Source organism: Pseudovibrio sp. SCP20, assembly GCF_057774105.1.
In genome coordinates this window covers 1,203,386-1,215,345 of the sequence record NZ_JBYMDH010000001.1, presented here as the reverse complement: position 1 = coordinate 1,215,345, position 11,960 = coordinate 1,203,386, and the positions used below count along the sequence as shown (strand labels likewise).

12 protein-coding genes are annotated in these 11,960 nt (G+C 51.1%); 3 read left to right on the top strand and 9 right to left on the bottom strand.

Translation table 11 applies throughout. The features are described from left to right. Positions 1-79: 79 nt before the first annotated feature. Together AC3CB2_RS05350 and AC3CB2_RS05345 are read left to right on the top strand one after the other, a co-directional pair. Entirely contained in the window at positions 80-1,510 is a 1,431-nt protein-coding gene (locus AC3CB2_RS05350) for a DEAD/DEAH box helicase (RefSeq protein WP_352930346.1), read from the top strand. Between the two features lie 110 nt (positions 1,511-1,620). Then, on the top strand, positions 1,621-2,679 hold the full coding sequence (locus AC3CB2_RS05345) for a GGDEF domain-containing protein (protein WP_008547239.1): 1,059 nt from the start codon (positions 1,621-1,623) through the stop codon (positions 2,677-2,679). Positions 2,680-2,694: 15 nt separating this feature from the next. Here the strand turns inward: AC3CB2_RS05345 and AC3CB2_RS05340 are convergent, their stop codons facing one another. The 9 genes from AC3CB2_RS05340 to AC3CB2_RS05300 all read right to left on the bottom strand — a co-directional run bounded on the left by AC3CB2_RS05340 (position 2,695) and on the right by AC3CB2_RS05300 (position 10,911). After that, a complete protein-coding gene (locus AC3CB2_RS05340) occupies positions 2,695-3,105 on the bottom strand; it encodes a TfoX/Sxy family protein (RefSeq protein ID WP_352930348.1) in 411 nt (136 codons plus the stop codon). A gap of 115 nt (positions 3,106-3,220) precedes the next feature. Continuing rightward, positions 3,221-3,880: a thiaminase II gene (gene tenA / locus AC3CB2_RS05335; protein WP_008546838.1), complete on the bottom strand. Its 660-nt coding sequence runs from the start codon at positions 3,878-3,880 to the stop codon at positions 3,221-3,223. Positions 3,881-3,922: 42 nt separating this feature from the next. Next, positions 3,923-4,300 (bottom strand): HesB/IscA family protein, encoded by a 378-nt coding sequence (locus AC3CB2_RS05330; RefSeq protein ID WP_352930350.1) that lies wholly within the window; start codon positions 4,298-4,300, stop codon positions 3,923-3,925. A gap of 65 nt (positions 4,301-4,365) precedes the next feature. Continuing rightward, entirely contained in the window at positions 4,366-4,761 is a 396-nt protein-coding gene (locus tag AC3CB2_RS05325) for an SUF system Fe-S cluster assembly protein (protein ID WP_008546804.1), read from the bottom strand. A gap of 5 nt (positions 4,762-4,766) precedes the next feature. Continuing rightward, a complete protein-coding gene (locus AC3CB2_RS05320; protein ID WP_352930352.1) occupies positions 4,767-6,014 on the bottom strand; it encodes a cysteine desulfurase in 1,248 nt (415 codons plus the stop codon). Further along, positions 6,011-7,297 carry a Fe-S cluster assembly protein SufD gene (gene sufD / locus AC3CB2_RS05315; RefSeq protein ID WP_352930354.1) on the bottom strand — a complete coding sequence of 429 codons (1,287 nt, stop codon included), beginning with the start codon at positions 7,295-7,297 and terminating at the stop codon, positions 6,011-6,013. Before sufD ends, AC3CB2_RS05320 begins: the two co-directional genes overlap by 4 nt. Positions 7,298-7,312: 15 nt before the next feature. Further along, positions 7,313-8,065, bottom strand: coding sequence for a Fe-S cluster assembly ATPase SufC (sufC, locus tag AC3CB2_RS05310; protein WP_014285569.1), 753 nt, complete (start codon positions 8,063-8,065; stop codon positions 7,313-7,315). A 63-nt stretch (positions 8,066-8,128) separates the two neighbouring features. Continuing rightward, positions 8,129-9,601 carry a Fe-S cluster assembly protein SufB gene (gene sufB / locus AC3CB2_RS05305; RefSeq protein WP_008546371.1) on the bottom strand — a complete coding sequence of 491 codons (1,473 nt, stop codon included), beginning with the start codon at positions 9,599-9,601 and terminating at the stop codon, positions 8,129-8,131. A gap of 143 nt (positions 9,602-9,744) precedes the next feature. Beyond that, positions 9,745-10,911 (bottom strand): cysteine desulfurase family protein, encoded by a 1,167-nt coding sequence (locus tag AC3CB2_RS05300; RefSeq protein WP_352930356.1) that lies wholly within the window; start codon positions 10,909-10,911, stop codon positions 9,745-9,747. 328 nt (positions 10,912-11,239) lie between these two features. Here AC3CB2_RS05300 and AC3CB2_RS05295 point away from each other — a divergent pair, with 328 nt between their 5' ends. Continuing rightward, complete coding sequence (locus AC3CB2_RS05295; RefSeq protein ID WP_008547038.1) at positions 11,240-11,899, top strand: alpha/beta hydrolase; 660 nt, start codon at positions 11,240-11,242, stop codon at positions 11,897-11,899. Positions 11,900-11,960: the final 61 nt, after the last annotated feature.

Below are 11,960 nucleotides of genomic sequence, written 5' to 3'. Positions count from 1 at the left end.
TCCGCCAAACTGGTTGGAGAAACCTGTAAATCATACGGATTCCAGCTTCTCTCCTTAATTATCGTAAAGAACATGCCATATGTCGTTTTCCACTCTCGGACTTAGTGAGAAAGTTCTCGCCGCTGTTGAAGCCTCTGGTTACACAGAGCCGACTGCCATTCAGGCAGGCGCCATCCCTTACGTTTTAGAACGCAGAGATGTCCTCGGCATTGCTCAAACCGGAACCGGGAAAACGGCAAGCTTTACTTTGCCGATGATTACTCTTCTGGAAAAAGGCCGTGCGCGCGCCCGGATGCCAAGAACTCTTATTCTTGAGCCAACCCGTGAGCTTGCTGCGCAGGTGGAAGACAATTTCAACCGTTATGGTGTCAATCACAAGCTGAACGTGGCTCTGCTGATCGGCGGTGTTTCCTTCGCTGAGCAGGATCGCAAGCTGGAGCGTGGCGCGGATGTTCTGATCGCGACACCTGGCCGCCTGCTGGATCACTTCGAGCGCGGCAAACTGCTTTTGCAGGGCGTTGATATCCTCGTGATTGATGAAGCCGACCGCATGCTGGACATGGGCTTCATTCCGGACATTGAGCGCATCTGTAAGCTTATCCCGTTTACACGTCAGACCCTGTTCTTCTCCGCAACAATGCCGAGCGAAATTCAACGTCTGACCGATACATTCTTGCAGAATCCTGCCAAGGTTGAAGTGGCTAAAGCTTCCACTACGGCTGAAACGGTGACACAGCGTATTGCTGCAGCAGAGCCGGAAGATTACGAGAAGCGCGCTAAGCTGCGTGAGCTGATCGAAAGTGCTGAAGATCTTCAGAACGCGATCGTGTTCTGTAACCGTAAGCGCGATGTAGCCACCCTCTTCCGCTCGCTTGTTCGTCACGAGTTTTCCGTTGGCGCCTTGCACGGCGATATGGACCAGCGCTCCCGCATGACCATGCTGGACAACTTCAAAAAAGGTAACATCAAGATCCTTGTTGCCAGTGATGTTGCAGCACGCGGTCTGGATATTCCGAGCGTAAGTCACGTATTCAACTTCGATCTGCCGATTCAGGCCGAAGATTACGTCCACCGGATTGGCCGGACAGGACGTGCAGGCCGTGACGGCACCGCAATCTCCATTGTGACGGGTAAGGACGAGAAAGCATTGCAAGCGATCAACGAGACCATTGGCAAGGAACTGGAATGGGTTGGCGAACCTGTCGACTTCTCAGCGCCTGTCGAAGAAAAGAAATCTCGCCGCCGCTCTACCCGTGGTCAGAAAGATAAAAATCGCTCACGTAAGTCCAAAACAGAAGCACAGGAGGCTCCAGTTCAGGAAGCTGATTCTGTTCCAGCTGGTTTGGAAGAGCAACCTATGGTTCCAATGCACACCGAACGCCGTGCTCCAGCACGTGCACGAGGTGGTCGCCGCGCTAACCAACCTAAGGATGAAGCGATTTTCCGTAATGCAAGCCACATTCCGGCGTTCCTGCTGCGGGAAACTCGTTCCAAAGTTCAAAGCCGATAGCCCATTTTCCTGAGGTTAACCACTGGTTAGGTATATCCCATTAAATAAGCTAATGTTAAATTAGCTTATTAACTATGGGGTAGCCCTATCCGTGACGCGGTGATGCAATCATGAGTCAAGAAGACGAGTTCAAGCGTACTATTGTTTATGCAGACAGTGCGCTCGATTACATCAAAACGAATAAGCTTCCAGCGTTTCCACGCAACTATGAGCTGTGGTATTCTTACGCATCCGGATTTAACCGGGCTCTCAACCGGACCATCAATAAGATTCTTGCCCGTGACGGCAAAATCTCTCCTGAAGAAACTCAGAAGATCTACAACCGTTTTTTGTCGCCAAACCGTTTGGGCGAACGCATTGACGAAGTTGGCGACAAGATCTCCGAGGAAGTCCGGGAGCTGATTTCTGCTCTTGATAAAGGCACGTTGAAGACCACCGAATACGGTGAAGAGCTTGCGCGTACTTTGAGTGCTCTGGAGAACGTGAGTGATCGTTCTCAACTTTCCAAACTTGTGATCCATCTTGCCAAGCTGACCACTGAGACTGCTGAAAGCAATCAGGAGCTTCGCGAACAGCTGGTTGATTCCCGTCGCCAGATTGGCGTTCTGCAGGAAGGTTTGGAAGCGATCCGTTATGAGTCGCTCACCGATGAGCTGACCACGCTGAACAACCGCAAGCACTTCGATCAGAGCCTGGTGCGCGCGGTGAAGGAAGCAGAAGAGAGCCATGCGCCCCTCTCCTTGCTGATTTCAGATATCGACCACTTCAAGCAGTTCAACGACAACTACGGCCACCAGACCGGTGACCAGGTTCTTCGTCTTGTTGCACTGGCTGTGAAGCAGAATGTGAAAAACAACGACATCGCGTGTCGTTATGGCGGTGAAGAGTTTGGCATTATTCTGCCGCGTACCACCATTGAAGATGCGAAAGTGATTGCGGAGAAGATCCGTAAGAACGTTGTCGCAAAGGAACTGGTGAAACGCTCCACGGGTGAGAACCTTGGCCGTATCACAATTTCCATTGGCATCTCCACCTTCCGTCCGGGCGACAGTGCGGAGAGCATGGTTTCTCGTGCTGACCTTGCGCTTTATGCAGCGAAGAAGGCTGGCCGCAACCTAGTGAAAGCTGAGGAAGAGAAAAAAATCCCCAGCGTGACACAGGTTGCCTGATTTAAACGACTAACTTTAAAAGAAGAACGGGTTCGGGACGGCAGATCGTATGGTTGCCGTCTTTTTTTGTCGGCTGTCCAATGTGACAGATACCTTAGCTGTTTTCTCGGCTTGTTCCAGCTGCCGGATTGCCTTTGCAATCCACTTGGTCAGCTGGTCCTCGTCCTCAACAACATCCAGCGGAACTGAATAGAAGTTTGTCGGGAAGTACTCGCCAAAACACTGATGGATGTAGGGCAACTGACCGGTCAGAAGGAAGTCAGCAACGTTGCCGGAACCTGCCTTAAGGTACAAAGACTTTTCACGCACAAGCGCGAACATTTTGCCGTTTGCATAGTATCCGTGACCGCCAAACATGGGGCGGCAGCGGATATTCTTTAGAAATAACGGGCGTTTATCAGATAGAAAAAATGCGGACAAAGACATAAGCTATCACCAAAAGAAATAAATATACCGAAAGCTTGCAATATTCAGTCAAACACCGACAAGAATATTGCCTACTTCATCCACTCACAGAAATGTGATGTGATCTTTTGAATGATTATAGCTCGAGGCCCATTTGCCAGAAATTGGCCTCAAGTCTAGTGGCCTCTCTAAATATTCTAGACAATTTGGCGTAGCGGGCGTCTGTGGCGTAGAGTTCGCCGAGATCATCGATCTCTTTCACAGCATCAGCTGCGAGTTCCTGATACTCATCGCTGGAGTACTCTTTAATCCACTCCGCATACGGATTGCTTGGATCCAGTGCACCATCCTGCTTTGCAAGTTCCGCTCCGATTTCGCCATATCCAATTGCACATGGTGCAAGTGCGACTTTAAGGTCAAGCATGTCGCCTTTCATCGCAGTGTCGAGAACATATCGGGTGTAGGCCAGATTGGCTGGCTCTTCCGGCGTTGCCACGATTTCAGCTTCTGAAAGCCCCCAGCTTTCGCAAAGGCGGATGTGAAGACCCATCTCTACTTCCAGAATGCCTTTAGCGGAGGAAAGGCACTTTCTCATCTGGGTCAGATCAGTGGACTTGTACATGCCAAGCGCATAGGCACGGGCAAACTCGATGAGGAAAAGATAGTCCTGAACCAGATACTTTTTGAAGGCCTCAATCGGCAGCGTTCCGTCGCCAAGGCCCTGGACAAACTCATGTTTTGTGTAGGAATGCCACGTCTCGAGATTATCGTTTTTCAATGAATTAAAAAGAGACATGGCACCCCACCTATTGCCATAGCTGCTCTTAAAGGAGCACTATTAGTTTTTCTGAGCGAACTTTGAAAGGTCAGCCGCCTGCAACTCTACGGATTCACCGCAGCCGCAAGCAGATACTTCATTTGGATTTTTGAAGGTAAAGCCAGAGCGGAACTTGGTGGATTCAAAACCCATTTCCGTTCCAAGCAGATAAAGCGTTGCAGCCGGATCAACAAAGACCTTCACGCCTTTGTCTTCCACCACATCGTCACCAGACTTTGTTTCTGTTACCAGATCCAGTTCGTATTCCATACCAGCACAGCCACCGGACTTGATGGAAACGCGCAATCCAAGTGGATCAGCGTCACTTGCATCAAGCAGTGTGCGGATGTGCTCAGCTGCTTCCTCTGTCAGCTGTAATACCTGAAAACCTGAGGCCATTTTGCACCCTCCATGGGCACCTCAACACAGTCGAGGTGCCATACATTGTAAGCGCTGTTCGAACCTTAGAAGAAGTTCAATGCGACGCGAGCTTCGTCAGACATGCGGCTTGGATCCCATGGAGGATCAAAGGTCATGTCTACCTGCACAGCACCAACGCCAGGTACTGAACTTACTGCGTTTTCTACCCAGATCGGCATTTCGCCAGCAACCGGGCAGCCTGGAGCGGTCAAGGTCATGTCGATTTTAACCGTGCGATCGTCCTCGATATCAACCTTGTAGATCAAACCGAGTTCGTAGATATCGACCGGGATTTCCGGATCGAAAACGGTCTTCATCGCAGCAATGATATCACCGGTCAAACGTTCCAGTTCTTCTGCAGGAATCGCAGAACTCTGGTTGATTTCCGGAGTTGTCAAAGGTCCGTCAGAGAACTCGCTTGTTTGTGTGTTGTCTGTCATAGGTCCTAACCAAACATCATCTGCGCTTTACGCAAGGCTTCTACCAGAAGGTCGACTTCTTCGTGGGTGTTGTACAGGCCAAAACTTGCACGGCATGTACTGGTCACACCATAGCGAGCCAATAGCGGCTGCGCACAATGCGTCCCTGCCCGAACTGCAACGCCTGCTCTATCAATCACCATTGAGATATCGTGGGCATGCACCCCTTCAATCTCGAAGGAGAAGATAGATCCCTTATCCTTGGCATTGCCAAAGATTTTGAGGGAATTGACTTCCTTTAAGCGCTGCTCTGCATAATCACGTAGGGACGCTTCATGCAATGCGATATTTTCGCGCCCCAGACTATCCATATAGTCAAGTGCGGCCCCTAATCCAATAGCCTGGACGATTGGCGGGGTACCAGCTTCGAAGCGATGCGGTGCTTCGGCATAAGTGACGAGACACTCGGTCACGTCCTTGATCATCTCACCACCGCCCTGGAACGGGCGCATCTGGTTGAGAAGTTCTTTCTTGCCGTAGAGCACGCCGATGCCGCTTGGACCATACAGCTTATGCCCGGTGACCGCATAGAAGTCACAGCCGATATCCTGAACGTCTACAGGCATATGAACTGCAGCCTGTGAGCCGTCGATCAGGACTTTTGCACCATGTTCGTGCGCAAGACGTGTCACTTCCTTCACAGGAACAACTGTTCCGGTGACGTTGGACATGTGGGTGATTGCAACGATTTTGGTGCGATCCGTCAGGAGCTTTTCAAATTCCTCAATTAGGAACGTACCGTCTTCTGCAATCGGTGCCCATTTGATGACCGCGCCTTTGCGTTCCCGCAGGAAGTTCCAAGGGACGATGTTGGAATGGTGCTCCAGAATGGAGATGATGATTTCATCGCCTTCCTGAATGTCTTCTTCCAGACCGTAGGACACAAGGTTGATTGCTTCCGTGGTTGACTTGGTGAAGATCACCTCATCCACGCTTGGAGCATTCAGGAAGCGGCGCACAACCTCGCGTGCCGCCTCAAAGTTTTCAGTGGCTGTATTCGACAGATAGTGTAAGCCACGGTGCACATTGGCGTATTCCTGGCTGTAGGCTTTGGTGATTGCATCAATCACTGCCTGCGGTTTCTGGGCCGAAGCGCCATTATCCAGGTACACCAACGGCTTGCCATAGACCTGCGTGGAGAGGATCGGAAAATCTTTCCGAACCTTCTCTACGTCATATGGAGCTGTGAAAGCCGTGTTGTCGACCTTGGTCATTCGCTCACCATCTCGTCGGCGTGGAGCCACTTGCGTGTCATTGCTTCCAGCAATTCTACAGAGCGCTCCTCTTCAAATTCCTCAATAGCTTCAGAGAGGAATGCGAGAACGAGGATTTTACGCGCCTGTGCTTCCGGAATACCACGTGCCATGAGGTAGAACAGCAGGTCTTCGTCAATGTCGCCGGTGGTAGAACCGTGGGCACACTGAACGTCGTCTGCGAAGATTTCCAGCTCAGGTTTGGCATTGATTTCAGCAGTATCGCTCAAAAGAAGTGACTTGATCATCATCTGACCGTCTGTCTTCTGGGCGCCTGGCTCCACAATGATCTTGCCTTGGAAGACTGCGCGGGCTTTGTCGTCTACGACGGCGCGGTAGTATTCGCGGCTTTCACATTCTGGCACTGCATGGTTCACAAACAGTGTAATATCAGCATGTTGGCTGTCTTTGAGCAGGCATGTACCGCGCAGACCTGCGTGGGTGCCCTCGCCTTTGAACTCCAGGAAGAGCTGTGCACGGGACAGAGCTGAGCCTTCATTGTAGATGAAGTGCTGGAAATTGGTTTCCGCACCCAGCTCAATGCTAAGCGTCTCAATGTGCTGCGCTTTTTCGCTTTCCACCTGCAATTTCAGCCAGTGAATGTTGGCTTTATCGCCCACTTTCACTTCTGTCAGAGCGTTGGACTGGTAAGCGGCTTCCGCGTCACCTTCGAAGCTTTCGATGATGAGCGCTTTTGCGCCGGAGCCAATCTCAACAGAGGTGCCTGCGTAGGAGCTGACTTCTGTGCCGTCGGTGTAACGCACGATCTCAATTGGCGTTTCAATGGTTGCATCTGCATCAATCTTGATGGTTATGCCGCCCTGAACCAGAGCCTGATTGAGGTGCGCCATGGCATCGTCTGTGCCAAGCTGAGCGGCCAGGAAGCCATCAGCCTCGGATACAGTAAGACCTACAAGTGTCTGATTTGAAGACAGTTCCGGTACATAACGACCGTTGACGATCGCAATGCGGTAGGTCTCCAGATCGCCACCAGCGCCCTTCAGAGCGTCAGCCTTTGGTGACGTCTTGGATGCCAATGCAAACGCATCGGTCATCTTGGTGCGCAGGTCAGTGTAGTGCCACTCTTCAACGCGGCGGTGCGGGATGCCTTTTGCTTTGAAAGCGTCCCACGCCTGTTTGCGTTGGTTTGCGTTATCTTGCGTTGTTTGCGCGAGAGTTGCGTCGAACTGAGCGTTCAGGCTCTGCTCTGCTTTTGTCTCTTGAATTTTTGCCGGAGCATTCATCGGTTACCCTCCAGCTCAAGCAGCTTCTTCGTCGACGTAGTCAGCGTAGCCGTTTTTCTCCAGCTCAAGAGCAAGCTCTTTGCCGCCGGTCTTTACGATCTTACCTTTGGACAGAACGTGCACGACGTCCGGTACAATGTGATCGAGCAGACGCTGATAGTGAGTGATCACGATCATGGAGCGCTCTGGGGAGCGAAGCTGGTTGACGCCTTCGGAAACGATGCGCAGTGCATCGATGTCCAGACCTGAATCTGTTTCATCCAAAACGCACAGTGTTGGCTCAAGCAGAGACATCTGCAGGATTTCAGCGCGCTTCTTTTCACCGCCGGAGAAACCAACGTTGAGCGGACGCTTCAGCATGTCAGGTGTGACTTTGAGCTCTTTGGATTTCTCGCGTACGAGCTTCATGAAGTCCGGGGTGGAGATTTCGTCTTCACCACGTGCTTTGCGCTGTGCGTTCAAAGCCGTCTTCAGGAAGGTCATGGTTGCAACACCCGGAATTTCGATCGGGTACTGGAATGCCAGGAACATGCCAGCTGCTGCGCGCTCATCAGCGCCAAGCTCAGACCAGTCCACACCGTTGTAGGTGATGGAACCCTCGGTGATCTCGTAGTCTTCTTTGCCTGCCAGAACATAAGACAGGGTGGACTTACCAGAACCGTTTGGACCCATGATTGCGTGGACTTCGCCCGGGCGAACAGTCAGGTCAATGCCGCGAAGGATTTTGTTGCCATCAACTTCGGCGTGCAGGTTTTTAATCTCAAGCATCTATCGTTCTCGTCTTTTCAATTCTTCAATAGGTACGAGGCAAACGCGGGATCTGTCCGCGTTTTAGCCCACACTTCCTTCAAGGCTGATGGAAATCAGTTTTTGAGCTTCAACTGCAAATTCCATTGGCAGTTGCTGGATTACGTCCCGTACGAAACCATTCACGATCAGCGCGACAGCTTCTTCCTCATCAAGGCCACGGGCCTGACAGTAGAACATCTGATCATCAGAGATCTTGGAGGTTGTCGCCTCGTGCTCGAACACCGCTGAGGAGTTCTTGCTTTCGATGTATGGGACGGTGTGGGCACCGCACTTATCGCCAATGAGAAGCGAGTCACACTGGGTGAAGTTACGTGCGTTAGATGCCTTGCGATGCGCGGAAACCTGCCCGCGATAGGTGTTTTGAGAAACACCTGCTGAGATTCCCTTGGAGATAATCCGGCTGGCCGTGTTCTTGCCCAGGTGGATCATCTTGGTACCGCTGTCGATCTGCTGGTGACCATTGGAGATCGCAATGGAGTAGAACTCACCTTGGGAGTTATCACCGCGCAGAATGCAGCTTGGGTATTTCCAAGTGATAGCAGAACCAGTTTCAACCTGTGTCCAAGAGATCTTGGAGTTCTTTTCGCGGCAATCGCCACGCTTGGTCACGAAGTTGTAAATACCACCCTTGCCTTCAGAATCGCCTGGATACCAGTTCTGAACGGTGGAGTATTTGATTTCTGCATCTTCGAGCGCAACGAGCTCAACAACAGCTGCGTGAAGCTGGTTTTCATCGCGCTGAGGAGCTGTACAGCCTTCCAGATAAGAGACGTAAGAGCCTTTATCTGCAATAATGAGTGTACGCTCGAACTGACCGGTGTTCTTCTCGTTGATACGGAAGTACGTGGACAGTTCCATTGGGCAGCGAACGCCTGGTGGTACGTACACGAACGAGCCGTCAGAGAAGACTGCGGAGTTCAGAGTTGCGTAGAAGTTGTCGGAGACCGGCACGACTGAGCCAAGATACTTCTGCACCAGTTCCGGATGCTCACGAACCGCTTCGGAGATCGGGCAGAAAATCACGCCAGCTTTGGCAAGCTCTTCCTTAAAGGTGGTTGCAACGGACACACTGTCGAACACGGCGTCAACTGCGACGCGGTTTTCAGGTGCGACACCGGCGAGGATTTCCTGTTCGGACAGCGGAATACCTAGCTTCTTGTAGGTTTCCAGCAGTTCAGGATCCACTTCATCAAGGGACTTGGGCCCTTCAGTGTTCTTTGGTGCTGCGTAATAGTGAAGGTCTTCGAAGTCGATCTTCGGATATTCAACACGCGCCCATGTTGGCTCTTCCATCGTTTTCCAACGACGAAACGCCTCCAGACGCCAGTTTAGCATCCATTCCGGTTCTTCTTTTTTGGCTGAGATGAACGCAATGATATCTTCGTTGAGCCCTTTGGGAGCAAGCTCACTTTCGATATCCGTTACAAAGCCATATTTATACTGATCAACGTCAATTGCTTTGACCTGATCAATTGTTTCCTGGACTGCCGCCATGCTTTGTCTCCATACGCGGTTCAAAGCCGCATTGGGTACACCTTATTGGACCCTTTTGCCCTATCTAACAGATGCGCTGTCGCAACACAGTGCATCCTTATTTATACGAGGGTTTTGTCCTCGTTTATTTTTATATTTGGCGCTCACCCCTTCTGTGTGGGCTTCATTCGTTTATAAATTTTCGTCCAAGCGCCTAAAAAGCGCTCGACGTCGTCTTCGGTCGTTGCCCAACCCAGGCTTACCCGGATTGCGCCCCGCGCCAGTGATTCCGGCACCCCCATCGCAAGAAGCACATGGGATGCGCCTACTTTGCCGGAAGAACAAGCTGATCCAGATGAAACTGCCACACCAAACAAATCAAAGTTGATGAGCGCGGTTTCAGCTGAAATCCCTTCAACTGCGAAACACGTCGTGTTGCCAAGACGCGCGACATCTTTACCAAAGATGATCGCATCAGGAGAGATTTGTTTCACTCTCTCCTCCATATGGTTTCGCAGGCGCAAAATTCTAGCATGTTCATCAGGATCAGTTGATTGCGCTGCCGCAACTGCAAATCCTGCAATCCCTGCTGTGTTCTCTGTGCCTGCTCTTCTCCACGACTCTTGTCCGCCACCGGTGAGCAGCGGGATTGGCCTGAAGTCCCCCTTATCTAAGATAAGAGCGCCTACCCCTTGCGGACCTCCGATTTTATGGGAGGAGATCGACATGGAGTTACAGCCAATCATGGCCATGGAAATTGGTTCCTTACCCGCCATCTGGACTGCATCCACATGGAAGATGTGACCTTTATCTTCTACCAGTACGCCTATTTCCTGCAGCGGCTGCAAAACACCAGTTTCGCTGTTTGCGGCCATCACGGAAATAAGAACTGTTTCATCTTCACCCAGAGCATCCAACATATTGGAAAGTTCGCCGACAATGACACGGCCTTCTTCGTCAACCGGAATGCTCTGTACGTTCTGAGCTGCAAATCGGCCACCTGCGATAACGGAGGGATGCTCGATTGCGCTCACAAAAACCTGGGTCAGAATATAGGGCTCGCCATTTTTCAACCAAGTGGGCGATAATGCCGTTACATTCGCCTCAGAAGCACCACTTGTAAAAATAATGTTCGCCGGATTGCCATCTACCAGATCTGCAATTTTGTGCCTTGCATCTTCGATGATCGCCCGGGCGCGCCGACCGCTGCTGTGAATAGAGGACGCATTGCCAGCGGCTTTATATGCTTCCTGAAGAGCTAAAAGAGATTCTTCCCTCAACGGAGCGCTGGCGTTATAGTCTAAATATGTCAGTTCGCGGTTCGTTGTCATAGTTTAACACAGAAAATGGGGTTCTTTAGTGCCCTAATTGGGTCTCTATGGAAATGGAAACCTTGATATTTTCCACGGTGCTTACGATAAGGGTTAGTGAGTTCCCTTTGAATTCGTTGAGGTCTATAACGTGAGTGCGCCGAGTTGGATATACCTTTCTCCAATAGAGGTCGATTTTCAGTGTAGTCCTTGAGATTCACCGTAGAATAATTCTAAACTGGTTCTAGTAAACTTGCCCTTCGCAGTCAAGTTTAATCGACATTGATCCAGTGTACCAAAAAATCGGCGGTCATTTGCTGCCGACCAAAACAAAAGGATTTTGCAGTATATGCCTGAGGTGATCTTCAATGGCCCTGCAGGGCGGCTAGAAGGCCGTTTCCATCCAGCTAAAAAACGCAATGCTCCAATCGCATTGGTGCTTCATCTGCATCCGCAGTTCGGCGGGACGATGAACAACCAGATCATCTATCAGATGTATTACATGTTTGCGAAACGTGGCTTTGCGGTTCTGCGCTTCAACTTCCGCGGTGTCGGTCGTTCACAAGGCCAGTTCGATCATGGACAGGGCGAGTTGTCTGATGCAGCAGCAGCGCTGGACTGGGTGCAGACTGTTCATCCGGATGCACGCGCGTGCTGGATTGCAGGCTTCTCGTTTGGTGCGTGGATTGGTATGCAGCTTCTGATGCGTCGTCCAGAAGTGGAAGGCTTCATTTCCGTTGCTCCACCAGCAAACCTGCATGACTTCTCCTTCCTTGCGCCTTGCCCGTCTTCCGGTCTCATTATTCATGGTGAGCAGGATAAGGTTGTTCCGCAGAAAGACGTTCAGGCTCTGGTCGACAAGCTGAAGACCCAGAAGGGTATCATCATCGATCACCAGGAAATGCCTGGCGCGAACCACTTCTTCGAGAACCACGTTGATGGCCTGATTGATAACTGTGCCGGTTATCTCGATCGCCGTCTCGGTTTGATCGGTGAAGACGCGATGTAATCAGCGCAGATTTTCCGAATAAAAAAAGCCCGGTCATCTGACCGGGCTTTTTTGTAACTGA